Origin of the sequence: Advenella sp. EE-W14, from assembly GCF_012923605.1 — a bacterium.
GTDB classification, from domain to species: Bacteria; Pseudomonadota; Gammaproteobacteria; order Burkholderiales; family Burkholderiaceae_B; genus Advenella; species Advenella alkanexedens.
This window is the reverse complement of record NZ_JAAVNG010000012.1, coordinates 189,680-204,978: the sequence shown is the minus strand read 5'-3', so window position 1 is coordinate 204,978 and position 15,299 is coordinate 189,680. Positions and strand designations below refer to the sequence as shown.

Genomic DNA, 15,299 nt, shown 5'->3' with positions numbered 1-15,299 from the left:
TTCGTTAATATAAATACGGTCGTCAAGTTTCATGCCATTCTCTTCGTTCAAGTCTTTTCCTTTAAATACCCTTGGTCGTGATTTTGCGGTAGGTGATATCCACGGCATGTATAGCCTGCTGGAACAAAAACTGGCAGCTGTTAATTTCAATCCACAAAAAGATCGCCTGTTTTCGGTGGGTGACCTGGTGAACCGGGGCCCGGAATCGTCCCGTGTCATGTCTTTTCTGGAACAACCCTGGTTTCATGCCATCAAGGGTAATCATGAAGATATCGCGATACGTTCGGCGACAGATCCGGATTATATGGATTTGATGTTAAGAATCGGTGGTGCCTGGTTAATGGATAAACCCCCAAAAGAACAGGCCAGGATTCGGCAGGTTTTTGATGCTTTGCCTTTGGCAATCCAGGTGCAAACGCTGGCCGGAAAGGTTGGTCTGGTTCATGCCGAGTGCCCGTTGGACTCCTGGGATGACATGATTTTTCTGCTGAAAGAAGGCAAGCAGGATGCCTTGCATCTGGAAGAAAAGCTGTGCTGGTCCAGAAGGCGCTTTAAAGAACGGGATGAAACTCCCATACAGGGCGTGCGTGCCTTGGTGGTTGGGCATAACGTGGTTGAAGGCATGCAGATCATGGGCAATACCTACTACATCGAAACCGGTGCTTTCCTGCTGGACAGGGAGCATGGCATGACCTTGCTGGATTTGACGACTTTGAAGCCCTTATGAGACGTCCTGTGTCAGGACAAGCAAGCGATTTCCTGGTACTGTCCTGCCACAGGTGTTTTTGAAACCGGCCTGAGTTCAAATCAGTTTTTCAGACATTGCTGGCTGATTTTTGTAAAAACCTCATCCAGTTTTTTGCGTTCCGGACTTTGATCATTCTTGGCAATCATTTCTTCGTAAAGCTTCATTTTTTCCAGGGGCAGTGCTTTCTCGGTTTCTTTGGTGAAGCATTCACAAATAGTACGGCCTTGCTCTTCGGAGTATTGCGTTGTGCTTGACGATGCATAGCTCCTGATACATTCATTGGTCATATTGGCCTTGACTTCCTCGGGGTAGGGCGTAAATTCAGCTTTTTTGTCACAGCCGACCAATGCTGTTGCACTTGCCAAAACCAGGCTTAATAAAATCCGTTCTGTTCGCATGATGTCTCTTTTTGGGTTGTTTCAGATAAAAGAAGTGTAATCCATTGTTTGCGAACCGACTATTATTTGTGTGTGCGCTTGATATTGCTTTGTAATTTATGGCGGGAGAAGCAGGTGTTTGCATTGTCTGCAGCTTGAGAATGCCCTGGAAGAAAAATCAGGCAATAAAAAAAGCCACTTCAAATGAAGTGGCTTTTTAGAAAAACTGGCGCGCCCGGCAGGATTTGAACCCACGACCCCTTGGTTCGTAGCCAAGTACTCTAATCCAACTGAGCTACGGGCGCATTTACTTAAAGATTGTTGGCGCGCCCGGCAGGATTTGAACCCACGACCCCTTGGTTCGTAGCCAAGTACTCTAATCCAACTGAGCTACGGGCGCATCTTTAAAGAAAGCTATTATGACTAATATCTAAAGATTAGGCAAGCAATTTATGTGGGGAATAAGAAATAATAGGGGAAATGATGCTTTTTTGTATGAGAGGGCTTCTTTTTGTTTTATTTTTACAACGAATTAAAAAAAACGGTACGTGACTGGAAATTGGTGAATTTGCCTATCAATAGTGCTTAATAGCGTTTCCGTCCTGTTTTGCCGGGTATTCTTGTCAATGTCACGGGTGACACATACAATGACAGCTATTGCAATGCACAAAATCTCGTTGTGCCATCTCAAAATTTAATCCAACAATTCAATAGTAATGCAAACCCTTCCCTTGAAACAATTAAGATTGATGCTGGCTTTTCTGTTAACCGGTTTCATTCTCAGTCAGGCATATCGAACCATTGGTGGTGTGCTTTCAGTTCCCCTTAAAAACGAATTTCAGCTTGATAATGAAACCCTGAGCAGTATAGTCGGTTCATTTCACGTTACTTTTGGCAGCCTGCAATTGCTGATTGGTATTTGGGTTGACTGCTTTGGTATTCGCAGAACGATTCTTTCTTTTGCTCCCTTCACCGTTATTGGTGCCATCTTGTCTGGCATGGCCACCTCCCCCGGGATGCTGCTGCTGGGACAGATTTTGCTGGGTCTGGGCTGTGCGCCGGCATTTTTGGTTTGTATTGTGCTTATTTCCAGAAATTTTCCGGCCCAGAAATTTGCACCCATGTATGGTATTGCACTCGGCTTGGGCAGTCTCGGGTTGATATTTACCTCTACCCCTGTAGCCATGATTAGTGAGGCGTTTGGCTGGCGTGCCTGTTTTTATGTGTTGGCGGCTGGCAGTTTCCTGTCGTGGCTGCTTATTTATTTTACGGTCAGGGATATTGACGACAATATTGACTTTTCTTTGAGCTTTAAACAAAAAATGCTGAATGCGTGGCAGGCTGTCTCTGGCTATAAAGTGCTGTTTAAAATGAGGCACACCTGGGGTATTTTTTCATTGCTGTTTGTTTGTTATGCCGCTTTTCTTACCCTGCGTGGCTTGTGGCTGGGGCCTTTGCTGGTAGAGCGTTTCGGGCAAAGTCTGGTATTTGCCGGAAACCTGGCACTGGCGCTGTCAATTCTGTCATTGTTCAGTCCTTCGCTTTTTGGGCGTCTTGATCCGGGTACAGGTAATCGTTACCGGTTCCTGTGCTTTATTCCATGGATCATGGTCATTGGCTTTGTCGTGCTGGCTTTCAGCACTTCGCTGTGGATGAGTGTGGCCTGTACCGTTGTGATTGCCATTGTCAACAGCTGCAGTGTCTGGCAGGTGGCTGATATCCGTGATATCTATCCCAAGGAAATGCAGGGCAGGGCCCTGGCCTTGGGCAACAGTGCCTTCTTTTTAGGGGTGTCATTCATGCAGTCCCTGTCAGGTAATGCGCATTCCATTTTGAACATTAATGGCCTGGATGTCTTTGCCTCGGTTTTCCTGATGTGTGCGCTTGTGATGACAGGTGGCATTGTCGGGTATATTCTGTTGCGAAGATAATGATTAATTTTCTGAAGTCAGAATTCAGGATCAGGAGACCGTTTTATGAGATTAACCAGGCTTTAAGCGAATTGCGCATGCCGCATGGTAAAAGCCGTATCAATCTGTCTTTGCGGCCATTTGTCTCCAGTATGTGGTTTACCCGGCAATTAAGTGATTTGTGGTTGAAACATCCAGAGATTGAAATCAATCTGATACACAGTTTGCAGGCACCGGATTTTTTTCGTGACAACATTAACTTTGCCATTGTGTGGGGCAAGCAGGCAGATTGGCCTCATTTAAATACCTTGCGGATCATTCCCGGTAATCTTACGCCGGTGTGTTCTCCTTCTTATTTACAGGAACATGGCAATATCGAGACGGCGATTGATTTAAACCGGCATATCCTGATTCATGAAGAAAACCATTTGGGTTGGCAGCAATGGTTTTTAAAAGCAACCGGAAAGGAAATGACGGCCATTAAGGGGTTTCATATTGATGACACGAATGTACGCATGAATGCGGTGTTGAATGGTCAGGGAATAATGCTGGGCTGTCCTGTGTTGTTGCGTCCATTAATGGAGAAAAAAGAAATTGTCCAGTTGTTTGACGTGTATCTGGATGAGTACGCCTATTTTCTGGCCTATCCCACAAAGGCCAATTTAAGTCGCCAGGAGCGGGAATTCATTGATTGGGTGGCCTCGATCGCGATAACGTGAAGATATCCTCACACCAGATTTTTTCATGACTTTACGCCTGCCATTTTGCAGGCGTTTTTGTTTTTTCTGTCGTCTGCTACCCGAAATTAAATGGCATCATTTTGGCGTCAGAGGCTGCATATTGGCTCTCAGGTAAAGTACCCATCTTTAAAAAAATTCATCTATCCATCAAATTTGCTCAATTTTCAAGATTGCATATCTGTCGCATGATTACTGTCAATTGAATAAAAAAACCATTGAATGGTGTTTACATGAATTTAAAGGAGACACAAAGATGAATACTGCCGTACGTTCACCCATTGCTATTGAAGAGTTTGATCAAAGCTATTTCCAGCATGAGACGGATGAAGTGTATGCTTTGCCGCCTGCCTGCTTCACCTCGGAAGCGTTTTTTCAGTTTGAAATGAATGCGGTATGGAAAAAGCAGTGGTTCTGTGTGGGGCGGGCCAGTGATATTCCCAAGGCCGGTGATTTCTTTACCTTTGAGGTGGGCGATGATGCGCTGTTTGCCATCCGTACCCGTGAAGGCAAGATCAACGTGTTGTCAAACGTGTGCCGTCATCGCAATATGCTGCTCTTGGAAGGCGCTGGCAATGCACGTCGGATCAGCTGTCCTTTGCATGCCTGGGTCTATAACATGGAAGGAGAGCTGGTCTCTGCTCCTGGCCTGAAAGTGCTGCGCCATACCGACTATGAATCGGGCAGATTCACCAATGTTTTTTTAAGTTTTAATGAGAATACCGAGTCCAGTCTTGAGTTGACGTATAACTGGGATCAGAAAGATCCTTATGAAAAGGGTCAGGCTTTTGGGCACCTGGCATTGATGGTGAATGATATTCATGAAGCCGTGGACAAACTGGCTCACTCCGGTGTCAGAATCAAGACGCCACCCAAAAAAATGAATCATGGGCAACGCATTATTGCGTTTGTGTTGGATCCGGATGATTATTTGATTGAGTTGATTGAGCCGATTTAATTGATCGAGCTGGTTTAATTCAGTGTTTTCGGGGCTTGGGTTGGATATTAAAAAGGTGAGCCCCCTCTTTGGCCGTATCAACTGGCCTCTTTTTTGATATAAATGGTACGGGACGGGAAGGCAAAGTCGCAGCCGTGCCCATGGACAATATCGACGATTTTCAAGTAAACGTCTTCTTGAATGTCCAGCCACTCAGCCCATTTAACCGTTTTGGTGAAGCAATACACCATGATATTCAACGAAGAGCTGTCAAACTGGTTGAAATTCACCAGCAGCGTCTGGCTGTTGTCGATTCCGTCGTGCTGTTGCAGCATAGTCCGGATATCGTTAACAATGACAGCTACCTTATTGGCATCTTCATAACGCAGACCAATTTCTGTCTCGATGCGGCGATTGGTCATGCGCCCCGGGTTTTCTACAATGATTGTGGAAAAAACCGAATTCGGCACGTACAGGGGCCGATTATCGAAAGTAATAATTTTAGTCAGTCTCCATCCGATCTCGGCTACCGTGCCTTCGATGCTCCTGTCAGGCGAGCATACCCAGTCGCCAATATTGAATGGCCGGTCAAAGTACAGCATGATGCCTGAGAAAAAATTGCTTAAGATATCTTTGCCCGCCAGGCCAATGGCAAGGCCACCGATACCGCCAAAGGCCATAAGGCCAGACATGCTCATGCCGAAATGTTCACCAAACAGCAACATGATGACAACGAAAGTCGTCAGCTTTAATACTCGCGATACCATCCGTGATGAAGTCTGATTCTTGCCCTTCTGGATCTGGTTGTGCTCAAGGCGATTAATCAGCAAGAATAGTTCCCGCATAATAATCAGTACAATCATCAGGGTTGCCAAAAACTCCACATCCTTGGTGGAAACATACTTCCAGTGAAATTCCGCAATAGCCATTTGTGTGTATTGTTTCACGACTAGTACGAAGGCGCACCGCACAGCAACCTGCATCAGGTGAAAAATGATGCTGCGTTTTAATTGGCGATGACGATGGGAGTAAAAACGCAGGCCGATGGAAAGCAGCAGGCAGACAAGTGCCAACACAGCACCAACAGCATACTGGATGAGAATATCTTCTGAAAAGTTCAAATTAAGTATGCCCATTTTTTTTCCAGGAAATAGAATTCTGAAATTATATATAAGCTTTTAATAATTATTGAAATTAACATAAAGCCCTGAACTTATGGTTATTACTCCCCTATGGATAAATTAATACCCGGAAGAATAATACTCGGAAGATATTTTCGTTACTGAAGGCAGGGGCAGGGCTGGGATGCAAGTTATCCCACCAGGGTAAAAAGTATATCTATTAATTTAGCGCTTCATTGGCCGCTTCTTCTGGTGTTAATCCTTCGTAGAATTGGTCTGTAAACCACTCGGCATTCTCTTCGATGTAGTCCTGAGCTTCGCGCGGGGTTGCTCCCGCCTTTACCAAAAAGCCTTCCACTTCAATACACCATTCAATGAGTGCCACTTCGTCCGGATCGGGCGTGTTTTTCTTGCTCATGTTTTTCCTTTGTTTGAGACTACATCATGTTATTGGGCGCCACATTGTCCAGGAACGCTGTTGGATAGGGATTTATAGCATAAAAAATATAGCATAAAAAAAGCCCTTGAAATAAATTCAAGGGCTTTTCAGTATCTCTGGCGCAGATGGTGCTCTTCATCATTGCTTCTCGTGGATAAGGCTTAAAATCTCATGTCACAGTCAATCATTAGGAAAAAGACGCTTTGCGTTTTTGTGTGAAAGCAAAAATACCTTCTTGTACATCCTCCTCACCCGCACTCTCAATAATGAAGCGACGTTCCTGTGCTAAATGATTTTCCAATGTTCTTTGGGTAAAAGTGTGATCGAGTAAGCGCTTTACCCTTGATATTGCTTTTGATGGACCGTTCTGTAGCATCTTGAGCAAGGCATGCGCTTGTGTCATTAATTCAGAGTCTGGGTATATTTCATCAACGATTCCCAGACGTAAGCACATTTGAGCATCCAAGGTTGTATTTGAGATAAACAATTGTTTGGCTTTATATACACCCACACGATTAGCCAATAACCAGGAACTGCCTGCATCGGGTGATAATCCAATAGCCGTATAGCCACAACGCAATTTCATCGACTCTGCTGCCAGTACAAAATCAGCCAGCAGGGCTAAGCCGATACCCGCACCACCCACAGCGCCATTCAGGGTAGATACAATAGGAATGCCAGAGTCCGTTAGTTTCAAAATCGTATTATTCAAGGGTGTAACGAGCGAATCAACATAGGCAGGCAGATTTGCCTGTTCTTCTATAAATGCACGTATATCACCGCCCACACAAAAATTTTTCCCGGCGCCGGTCAGTAAAATGGCCCTTACCGACGCAGTATTCAAAATTTCATTTATTGCATCAGCAAATAATGTAACCATGTCAAGGTTGAGCGCATTCCCATGATCTTCCCTGTTTAGCGTAATGGTGGCAATACCGGCATTAATACTAAAATGAAGTGCTTTAATATCCGAATGATGATTGTTGTTAAGGTCTAAGGTGCCCATTTTATCTCCAGAAAAGGTTTGATCTGATCTTGATGTGCACTGGCAAAATACGTTTTTTCCAGTGAAGGCGTTTTCAATTAAGTTGATATATATTCAAAGACTAAATTTGCAAAATGGTCTGTTTGCGATAGGCACCAGGTGTACTGCCTGTCCACATTTTAAAAGCGCGATTGAAGGCGGCAGGATCCTCAAAGCCCAGCTTATTACCAATAGTGGCAATGGGTGTATCGGTTTTATTTAATAAATCGATGGCGATATCCCGTCGTAGTTTGTCCTTGGTTTTCTGAAAGGTCGTGCCTTCAGAGGCAAGATGCCTTGCAAGCGTACGGGGCGAAATATGCTGAATCAGGGCGACATCATTGATGGTTACATTTTCATGTAACCGGTTTTGCAAGTAGTGACGTAGTTGGTGGGTATAGGGTCTGTCATTGGGTGAAAAATAAAACCAGTTAAGGGGTGCGTTACGGATGAACTCATTTAGCTCAGATTGATCTTGACGAATGGGCTCATGCAAATAAATAGGATCCATATACAGGGCCGTTTCATTTTGATTGAATGTTACCGGACCAGGATAGAGCTGTTCGTATTCAGCAGCATGACCGGGTTTGCTAAAGGGAAAGGCGATGGATACGAAGGGTATTTTGCGTCTTATAAGCCAGGATGAGACTCCTTGTACAAGCATCAGTAGCAGCTCAAGCGCCCATGTGCGCGTAGGTCCTAAATTATTCTTTTCTTCCAGCTCTATTTTAATGAGACCGTTTGGGCACGTTCTGACTTTGTATTCAACATCGTCATTGACCAAGTGGAAAAAATTACGGAATCTGTTAAGCGCCACACCAAGGTCTGGGGCGTCCAGCATAATCATACATAAATATTTAAGCGTTCCATTACGCAGTGGGCGTGAGAAAAGACCAGGCGTTTCATCGTTAAGCTCGATTGCCAAAACACGATATAGTTGAGCAAATTTGCTCATGGTTATACGTGTTCCTTCAAGCGCTAAAAGAGTGGGGGATAGTCCTGTTTTGGTAATCCATTTTTTATTATAGGTAGAATGCTTTGATGCCCCCGTTAATAAAGCATTAACAAAATGGATTGAAATGGTTTGAACTTCCATGAATTATCACCTTGATTGACGCGGTTTCTACGGGTTGAGAGACAAACATGGGGTAGATAATGAATAGAATACACGACCAGGTGACCGGGTCCACTTTAGATGCTAAATACTTAGGGTAAACACATAGGGGGGCTGGAAGGTGGCAGCTTTTGCATAGTTTTAGTCTTTTTCTGTCATTTGAAAATATAAATTACTGTCCTAAAATGAATCACATAACTGAGTCAGATAAGAAATAAATTCAGACAAAAAAATAGAATAAGTCGGTATTAAAAAAACATATAACGGTTACGAGAGGAGACATCGTGAAGCAAACTGTTATTGAGCCGTTGCTAACGCTTGGCAATATTACGCTCGCCTTTGGCGGTGTAAAAGCATTAACTGATGTGGGTTTTAACGTTGTACCAAATACCATTACGACAGTGATTGGTCCTAATGGTGCCGGTAAAACCTCGTTGTTCAATACTATTTCCGGTTTTTATAAACCACAGGCAGGTGAAATATTCTTTGAAGGCAAGAACATCACCTCGACCCCCGCACCAGAGCGTGCACGTTTAGGTTTGGCACGAAGCTTCCAGAATATTGCCCTGTTTCGCGGCATGACCGTATTGGACAATATCAAGTTGGGACGCCATGCGCATTTGCGCACCAATGTTTTAGATTCTTTTCTCTATGTAGGTCGTGCAAGACGTGAAGAATTAGAGCTGCGCCGTGAGGTTGAGGAGCGCATCATCGACTTCCTTGAGATTGATCATATAAGGCATCACCCTGTTTCAGCCCTGTCCTACGGTTTACAAAAACGCGTGGAAATGGCAAGGGCACTGGCCATCCAGCCCAAGATTCTTATGCTGGATGAGCCCGTTGCGGGTATGAACCGCGAAGAAACTGAAGACATGGCGCGTTTTATTTTAGATGTGCGCCAAGAGTGGGGTATTACCGTGTTAATGGTCGAACACGATATGGGTATGGTTATGGATTTATCCGACCATGTGGTGGTGCTTAATTTCGGTCAGGTGATTGCGGATGGCACACCTGAAGAAGTACAGCAAAACCCGGAAGTCATACGTGCCTATCTCGGATCGGGCGATGTAGCCGATTTGCGTCAGCGTTTGCGCCAACCCATCACACAGTAGGTGGAACAATGGATTTTGATTGGCTCTTTTTTGTGGAAATCAGTTTGGGCGGGCTTGGTACTGGTGGCCTTTATGCGCTAACTGCCCTGGCCTTTGTCATTATTTTTAAAAGCACGGGTGTGGTTAACCTGGCGATTGGCGAAATGTTGATGGTTGGCGCTTATTTGGTTTATGGGCTGGCCACCGGTTTCGGTCTGCCAATTTGGCTGGCAATCATCGTTGGCGTCCTTGGCAGTGGCCTGGCGGGTGGGGTGATAGAACGATTGGCGATTAGGCCCATGGTGGGAGAATCACCTATCTCAACCTTTATGATTACCGTGGGTTTGGCCTCTGTACTTGTGGGGGCCGTTGAGCTGGTTTGGACGGCAGATCAACGACGTATGCCACCCATTATGCCCGATGAAGCCATATTTATCGGAGAGGCGTTTGTTTCGTCTAAAGTGTTTTATGGTTTTTTTGTGACCCTCATCCTGATCTCTTTAGGGTTACTTGTGTTTAGATTTTGGCGTGGTGGTGTGGCGTTACGGGCGACCGCTTTTGACCAGGGGGCTGCTTACTCAATGGGTATTAATGTGCCTCGCGTTTTTTCGCTTTCCTGGGTTATTGGGGCCATGATTGCGACCGTGGCCGGCGTGATTGTCGGCGCTATTGGCGGTATCTCACCTTCTATGGGCATCTTTGGTTTGTCAGTACTGGTGGTTGTGATTGCGGGTGGCCTTGATAGCGTGCTTGGGGCCTTAGTCGCTGGGATGGCCATCGGGCTTATAGAGGCGTGGGCAAGCGGTTTTTTAGGAGGTGAGTATAAAGTTGTTGTCACTTTCCTGATACTAATAATTGTACTGATGATCAGACCTTATGGCCTGTTTGGTACCCGTGAAATCGAGAGGTTGTAATGCGTATAGGAACGGCAAAATTTAGTTATAAACATGACGAAGCTTTATTTGACAGTCGTACACAATATGCGTGGTTGTTGGTATTGGCTTGCAGCCTGGTTGTATTTCCCTTCATTGCCAATGAGTATTGGCTATACCTGGCGTGTTTGGTGATGATTAATATCGTTAGCGCCACGGGCCTGAATATCCTTACCGGCTACACAGGCCTGGTCAGTCTGGGGCAGGCGGCGTTTATGGGTATTGGTGCGTATGCGGTTGCCTATATGGATAACCATCTTGGTACACCCGTTATCTTTAATTTATTGATGGCAGGTGGCATCACGATGTTGGGCGGGGTTGTGGTTGGCATTCCATCGTTAAGGGTAAAAGGCCTTTACCTTGCCATTGCGACGATTGCCGCATCAATGATATTGCATTTTATTTTTGCCAATTGGAGTTCTGTCACGGGGGGTACGGCAGGTCTAACGGTAGCGCCACCGGTGCTGTTTGGTTTTTCCCTGAACACCTCTTTCCTGTTTTATTGGATGGTGGTGCCCGTTATGGTGGTGATGTTATTGGGTGCAGCGAATCTGTTTCGCACACGCATCGGCAGGGCATTTATCGCAATTCGTGATCGTGATATTTCAGCAGAGGTGCTTGGCATACCATTGTTACGTTATAAGCTTTTGTCATTTGGCCTGTCTTCTTTCTATGCGGGTGTGGCGGGTGGCTTATGGGCGTATTTCTTTCGTATCGTTACTCCCGAGAGTTTTCCTTTAAGTATGTCCATCTTCTTTTTAACCGCCATTATTGTGGGAGGTATGGGTTCTATCCTGGGAAGTATTCTGGGGGCTGTTTTTGTGACGATGATACCCGAGGCCCTCAAGCTCATCGTAGGGTGGTTGCCTATCTCGGCAGATGCAACCCTTATTTTATCGCCCGTACGTACGATCGTATTTGGTCTGTTAATTATAGGGTTTTTAATTTTAGAACCGCTGGGTCTTCAGGAAATCTGGCAGCGGATACGACGTTTTTTTCACTTATGGCCTTTTAAATCATAAACGTTATAACAGCAGGAGACATCATGAAAATTAAAACTGTGAAAAACTGGCTTGCGGGTTCTGTTGTTGCCAGCCTGTTAGGAGTGGCTGGTATTGCCCAAGCCAATGATAAAGAAATTGTAATCGGTGGTTCTATACCAATGAGTGGCGTGTTCTCCTTCGCTGGTATAGGTATTCACGCGGGTATACAGGATTACGTAAAAATCATTAATGATTCGGGGGGCATCGAGGGATACAAGCTTAGATATGTGCCAGAGGACAGCGGTTATAAAGTGGATGTCTCTGTAGCGGCATTTAAAAAAATAACCAGCCAGAATAAAGTTGATTTTTATTACGGTGACTCGACGGGTTTCAGTAAAACAATTAACCCTGAATTAAATCGTATGGATTCCATACTAATGTCCGGGGCCTCATTTGCCACTGAACTTAATGATCCGGAAAAATACCCGTACCAATTTTTAGCGGGCCCGGACTATACCGAAATGTTTAGTATTTTGCTGCGCTATATCGCCCAGGAAAAACCAGGCGCCAAGGTTGCCTTTGTATACTCAGATACGGAGTTTGGTCGTGACCCGATTGAAGCCAGCCGCAAGGTGGCAGAAGATCTTGGCTTGAAAGTGGCGCTAGAGCTGATGACACCACCCGGTAGTGTTGATGTATCTACGGAAACGGCAAAAATGCGCCGCGCCAAACCAGACTACACCATTTTCCACGGTTATATCCTGGCCCCCATTCCGGAGTTTATTGAACAGGCTCGAAAAATGGGGTTGGATACAAAATTCATGGGTACGTTCTGGACCATGGATAATTCTACCGTTATGCAAATGGGCGAAGTCGGAGACGGGTTTATGGGGGTTATGCCATACCGTTACTACTATGACGAGTCTGCGCCTGCGCCCATGTTGGAAAAGATTCGTGAAATGCGTCCCGAGTATCAAAACGTACCTTATATACAGGGCTTTTTATCTGCCATGCTTTATACCGAATCAGCCCGTCGGGTGTTAGCCGAAGGTAAAGAGTTAACGGCGGAAAATATGAAAGCGGCACTGAATACCATTAAGGATTTTGATACAGGAGGCCTTATCGGTGTTCCTATCACCATCAGTGGCAACTCTATACCTGTTGGCCGTATTTATCAGGCTGACGCAAGCAAGGGGCAAATGGTACCTGTATCTGACTGGATCGTTTTGGAGTAATGTTATGCAAGCGACAGCTTCCGTACTGGAACTAAATAATATTGAGGTTTTTTACAATAAGAGTGTTCAGGCTCTACGTGGGCTGTCGCTGCGCGTTGAGCAAGGCCAAATCGTGGCTTTGCTGGGATCCAACGGGGCAGGTAAAAGCACTACGCTTAAAGCCATATCAGCGTTGTTGGCGCTGGAAAATGGTGAGCTTACGGATGGACGCATTCGCTTTGACGGCAAGCCGGTATCACAAAAGCGACCGCATGAATTAGTCCGTGCCGGCTTGTTTCATGTCATGGAAGGCCGCCGTGTGTTTGAAGACTTGACGGTAGAAGAAAATCTCGTGGCGGCGACTTATGCACTGAATGGTCGTCAAGGGCTGAAACCGGACTTTGAACTGGTGTATGAGTACTTTCCACGGCTTTATGAGCGTCGTCATGGTTTGGCCGGTTATTTGTCTGGTGGCGAACAGCAAATGTTGGCTATTGGACGGGCCTTAATTGCGAAACCAAAGCTTATTTTATTGGATGAACCTTCGCTGGGTTTGGCACCTTTGCTGGTGGAAAACATCTTTCAGATTATCGCCAGGATTAATGCTGAACAGGGGGTGTCTATGTTGCTCGTCGAGCAAAATGCATCGATTGCCTTAGCCATCTCTCATTATGGTTACATCATGGAGATGGGCAAAATAGTTACCGATGGGTCGGCCGGGTTTTTAGCGAATGACCCGGACGTTCGTGAATTCTATTTAGGTGTTGGTAGTGGGGGTGAGGCCAAAAGCTTCAAGAACATTAAACATTACAAACGCCGTAAACGCTGGTTGTCATAATTATGAGTCATCATTTCATTTCACAATTAACGTTGCCGCAAATGCTGCGTCAGCGCGCGCAACAAGAGCCTGATAAAGTTGCCTTGCACCAAAAAGATTACGGTATATGGCAGCCCCTGACGTGGGCTACTTATTACCAACGTGCTGTATGGTTTGGCTTGGGCATGAAGTCACTGGGCCTTTCTGACAACGGCCATGTTGGAATAATTTCTGAAAACCGTTCAGAATGGGTGTTGGCACAATTAGGCTGTGGCATGGTGGGCGTGGTCACCGTTGGTGTTTACCCAACCAGCCCCGCCCCCGAGGTTGCTTATATCTTGAACCATTCTGACTCTGAAATCGTCGTGTGTGAAGATCAGGAGCAGGCCGACAAAGTTGCTGAGTCTTTGCATGAACTGCCGCAGCTTAAGCATGTCATTATTATCGAGCCTGATGGTTTTCGTAATACTGACGAACGTATTGCCGATATTGCCGTACTGTATAGTGATGTTGAGCAAGCCGGCAAAGCGTATGAAAAGACGCATTCCGGGCTTGTTGATGAGGTATTGGCCAAACAAACGATGCAAGACATAGGGCTTGTCATTTATACCTCCGGCTCTACGGGTAAGCCCAAGGGGGCGATGATCAGTTACGCCAACATACATGGCGTGACACCAGGCATCATAGAACGCCTGAAGCTGCAACCTGACTCAAACCATTTATCTTATTTGCCTTTGTGTCATGTGGCCGAGCAAATGCTGACCACTTTTGTTCCCATTTATCTGGGGTCGGTGGTTTGTTTTGGTGAATCCATACGTACTGTCCAGGAAGACTTGCGTGAGCTGGCGCCTACCCTGTTTTTGGGTGTGCCACGTATTTGGGAAAAACTCTATTCATCCATCGCGATCAAAATCACTGAAACCGGACGCTTTCGCCGGTGGTTGTTTAATAAAGCCATCGCGGCGTGTGAACCATTCAGATACAAACCAAAAAGTGCCCGCAGTCTAAAAGAAAATGTGATTTACGGGTTTTGGTACTGGATTATTCTGCGTGCCTTGCAAAACTTTATCGGCTTGCGTAATTGCCGGGTGGCCTTGACGGGGGCAGCGCCCGTACCACCTGCTGTCGTCAGGTTTTTTCGTACCATAGGTGTGCCTATTGTAGAAGTGTATGGTCTGACAGAGTCCACGGGAATGGTAACAGGGCAACCTCTTGATGACCCCCATCCTGCCTCTGTAGGCAAGGTTACTTATGGTGCCGAGTACAAGATAGAGCCGGATACGGGTGAATTATTGTTACGTGGGCCGATGGTCTTTGCCGGTTATTATAAAAATGAAACTGAAACGGCTAAAACCATTGTTGATGGATGGTTGCATACGGGGGACGTTGTTAACGAGCGCAACGGTCAGCTTTATATCGTTGATCGCATGAAGGACATCATGATTACCGCGGGTGGCAAAAACATCACGCCATCAGAAATAGAAAATACGATGAAGGGCAGCCCTTACATCAAAGAGTGTATCGTTATTGCGGACGGTCGCCGGTTTGTTTCTGCATTGATAGAAATTGACTTGGAAACCGTGTCAAAGTGGGCGGAAACACGTCAAATAGCTTTTACGCATTTTCGCTCGCTTACAGAGCTTGATGAGGTAAAAGAACTCATCGAGTCCGAGGTCGCTAAAGGCAACGCCCTGTTGGCACCCGTTGCAAACATCAGACGCTTTCATTTATTGACGAAGGAACTTGATCATGATGATGGTGAGGTAACTGCAACCATGAAAGTAAAGCGTAGCAGCATTCATAAGGCTTACGAGACAGAAATAGAAGCTCTGTACGCCTAGTTTTTCACGCCGTT

Annotated in this window: 15 protein-coding genes and 2 tRNA genes; 10 read left to right on the top strand and 7 right to left on the bottom strand. The window is 45.7% G+C overall.

Translation table 11 applies throughout. The features are described 5' to 3' along the window. Positions 1 to 31: 31 nt before the first annotated feature. Positions 32 to 727 carry a metallophosphoesterase gene (locus HCX92_RS11925; RefSeq protein WP_169295186.1) on the top strand — a complete coding sequence of 232 codons (696 nt, stop codon included), beginning with the start codon at positions 32 to 34 and terminating at the stop codon, positions 725 to 727. A gap of 80 nt (positions 728 to 807) precedes the next feature. On the opposite strand, the gene HCX92_RS11920 is transcribed toward HCX92_RS11925, so the two are convergent. The 3 genes from HCX92_RS11920 to HCX92_RS11910 all read right to left on the bottom strand — a co-directional run bounded on the left by HCX92_RS11920 (position 808) and on the right by HCX92_RS11910 (position 1,525). Next, positions 808 to 1,146: a hypothetical protein gene (locus tag HCX92_RS11920; RefSeq protein ID WP_169295185.1), complete on the bottom strand. Its 339-nt coding sequence runs from the start codon at positions 1,144 to 1,146 to the stop codon at positions 808 to 810. 206 nt (positions 1,147 to 1,352) lie between these two features. Next, positions 1,353 to 1,430, bottom strand: a tRNA-Arg gene (locus HCX92_RS11915). Between the two features lie 17 nt (positions 1,431 to 1,447). Beyond that, a tRNA-Arg gene (locus HCX92_RS11910) sits at positions 1,448 to 1,525 on the bottom strand. A gap of 316 nt (positions 1,526 to 1,841) precedes the next feature. On the opposite strand from HCX92_RS11910, the gene HCX92_RS11905 reads away from it, so the two are divergent. The 3 genes from HCX92_RS11905 (at position 1,842) to HCX92_RS14920 (ending at position 4,730) form a co-directional block, all read left to right on the top strand. After that, entirely contained in the window at positions 1,842 to 3,056 is a 1,215-nt protein-coding gene (locus HCX92_RS11905) for a nitrate/nitrite transporter (protein WP_169295184.1), read from the top strand. After that, positions 3,056 to 3,754 carry a LysR substrate-binding domain-containing protein gene (locus HCX92_RS11900; protein WP_248290049.1) on the top strand — a complete coding sequence of 233 codons (699 nt, stop codon included), beginning with the start codon at positions 3,056 to 3,058 and terminating at the stop codon, positions 3,752 to 3,754. Before HCX92_RS11905 ends, HCX92_RS11900 begins: the two co-directional genes overlap by 1 nt. 274 nt (positions 3,755 to 4,028) lie before the next feature. Then, entirely contained in the window at positions 4,029 to 4,730 is a 702-nt protein-coding gene (locus HCX92_RS14920; protein ID WP_169295183.1) for a Rieske 2Fe-2S domain-containing protein, read from the top strand. A gap of 77 nt (positions 4,731 to 4,807) precedes the next feature. Here HCX92_RS14920 and HCX92_RS11890 read toward each other — a convergent pair whose 3' ends face one another. The 4 genes from HCX92_RS11890 to HCX92_RS11875 form a co-directional block, all read right to left on the bottom strand. After that, positions 4,808 to 5,845 carry a mechanosensitive ion channel family protein gene (locus HCX92_RS11890; protein ID WP_169295182.1) on the bottom strand — a complete coding sequence of 346 codons (1,038 nt, stop codon included), beginning with the start codon at positions 5,843 to 5,845 and terminating at the stop codon, positions 4,808 to 4,810. Positions 5,846 to 6,050: 205 nt separating this feature from the next. Continuing rightward, complete coding sequence (locus HCX92_RS11885; RefSeq protein WP_169295181.1) at positions 6,051 to 6,248, bottom strand: hypothetical protein; 198 nt, start codon at positions 6,246 to 6,248, stop codon at positions 6,051 to 6,053. A 208-nt stretch (positions 6,249 to 6,456) separates the two neighbouring features. Beyond that, positions 6,457 to 7,275: an enoyl-CoA hydratase/isomerase family protein gene (locus HCX92_RS11880; RefSeq protein ID WP_169295180.1), complete on the bottom strand. Its 819-nt coding sequence runs from the start codon at positions 7,273 to 7,275 to the stop codon at positions 6,457 to 6,459. Between the two features lie 100 nt (positions 7,276 to 7,375). Further along, positions 7,376 to 8,389, bottom strand: coding sequence for an AraC family transcriptional regulator (locus HCX92_RS11875; protein ID WP_169295179.1), 1,014 nt, complete (start codon positions 8,387 to 8,389; stop codon positions 7,376 to 7,378). Positions 8,390 to 8,691: 302 nt separating this feature from the next. Between HCX92_RS11875 and HCX92_RS11870 the strand changes: the two genes are divergently transcribed. The 6 genes from HCX92_RS11870 to HCX92_RS11845 are packed head-to-tail and all read left to right on the top strand — an operon-like array spanning position 8,692 to position 15,285. After that, on the top strand, positions 8,692 to 9,519 hold the full coding sequence (locus HCX92_RS11870; RefSeq protein WP_169295178.1) for an ABC transporter ATP-binding protein: 828 nt from the start codon (positions 8,692 to 8,694) through the stop codon (positions 9,517 to 9,519). Positions 9,520 to 9,527: 8 nt separating this feature from the next. Beyond that, positions 9,528 to 10,412 (top strand): branched-chain amino acid ABC transporter permease, encoded by an 885-nt coding sequence (locus HCX92_RS11865; protein ID WP_169295177.1) that lies wholly within the window; start codon positions 9,528 to 9,530, stop codon positions 10,410 to 10,412. Further along, positions 10,412 to 11,452: a branched-chain amino acid ABC transporter permease gene (locus tag HCX92_RS11860; protein ID WP_169295176.1), complete on the top strand. Its 1,041-nt coding sequence runs from the start codon at positions 10,412 to 10,414 to the stop codon at positions 11,450 to 11,452. Before HCX92_RS11865 ends, HCX92_RS11860 begins: the two co-directional genes overlap by 1 nt. Before the next feature lie 23 nt (positions 11,453 to 11,475). Continuing rightward, on the top strand, positions 11,476 to 12,648 hold the full coding sequence (locus HCX92_RS11855; RefSeq protein ID WP_169295175.1) for an ABC transporter substrate-binding protein: 1,173 nt from the start codon (positions 11,476 to 11,478) through the stop codon (positions 12,646 to 12,648). A gap of 4 nt (positions 12,649 to 12,652) precedes the next feature. After that, positions 12,653 to 13,465, top strand: a complete 813-nt coding sequence (locus tag HCX92_RS11850) for an ABC transporter ATP-binding protein (protein WP_169295174.1) — start codon at positions 12,653 to 12,655, stop codon at positions 13,463 to 13,465. Positions 13,466 to 13,467: 2 nt separating this feature from the next. Then, a complete protein-coding gene (locus tag HCX92_RS11845) occupies positions 13,468 to 15,285 on the top strand; it encodes a long-chain fatty acid--CoA ligase (protein WP_169295173.1) in 1,818 nt (605 codons plus the stop codon). The last annotated feature ends 14 nt before the right edge of the window (positions 15,286 to 15,299 follow it).

Excerpts from the sequence above, each read along its gene's own strand:
- HCX92_RS11900 (WP_248290049.1), top strand. The coding sequence starts at position 3,056 with ATGATTAATTTTCTGAAGTCAGAATTCAGGATCAGGAGACCGTTTTAT.
- HCX92_RS11890 (WP_169295182.1), bottom strand. The coding sequence starts at position 5,845 with ATGGGCATACTTAATTTGAACTTTTCAGAAGATATTCTCATCCAGTAT.
- HCX92_RS11865 (WP_169295177.1), top strand. The coding sequence starts at position 9,528 with ATGGATTTTGATTGGCTCTTTTTTGTGGAAATCAGTTTGGGCGGGCTT.
- HCX92_RS11925 (WP_169295186.1), top strand. The coding sequence starts at position 32 with ATGCCATTCTCTTCGTTCAAGTCTTTTCCTTTAAATACCCTTGGTCGT.
- HCX92_RS11860 (WP_169295176.1), top strand. The coding sequence starts at position 10,412 with ATGCGTATAGGAACGGCAAAATTTAGTTATAAACATGACGAAGCTTTA.
- HCX92_RS11920 (WP_169295185.1), bottom strand. The coding sequence starts at position 1,146 with ATGCGAACAGAACGGATTTTATTAAGCCTGGTTTTGGCAAGTGCAACA.
- HCX92_RS14920 (WP_169295183.1), top strand. The coding sequence starts at position 4,029 with ATGAATACTGCCGTACGTTCACCCATTGCTATTGAAGAGTTTGATCAA.
- HCX92_RS11875 (WP_169295179.1), bottom strand. The coding sequence starts at position 8,389 with ATGGAAGTTCAAACCATTTCAATCCATTTTGTTAATGCTTTATTAACG.
- HCX92_RS11905 (WP_169295184.1), top strand. The coding sequence starts at position 1,842 with ATGCAAACCCTTCCCTTGAAACAATTAAGATTGATGCTGGCTTTTCTG.
- HCX92_RS11855 (WP_169295175.1), top strand. The coding sequence starts at position 11,476 with ATGAAAATTAAAACTGTGAAAAACTGGCTTGCGGGTTCTGTTGTTGCC.
- HCX92_RS11850 (WP_169295174.1), top strand. The coding sequence starts at position 12,653 with ATGCAAGCGACAGCTTCCGTACTGGAACTAAATAATATTGAGGTTTTT.
- HCX92_RS11885 (WP_169295181.1), bottom strand. The coding sequence starts at position 6,248 with ATGAGCAAGAAAAACACGCCCGATCCGGACGAAGTGGCACTCATTGAA.
- HCX92_RS11880 (WP_169295180.1), bottom strand. The coding sequence starts at position 7,275 with ATGGGCACCTTAGACCTTAACAACAATCATCATTCGGATATTAAAGCA.
- HCX92_RS11845 (WP_169295173.1), top strand. The coding sequence starts at position 13,468 with ATGAGTCATCATTTCATTTCACAATTAACGTTGCCGCAAATGCTGCGT.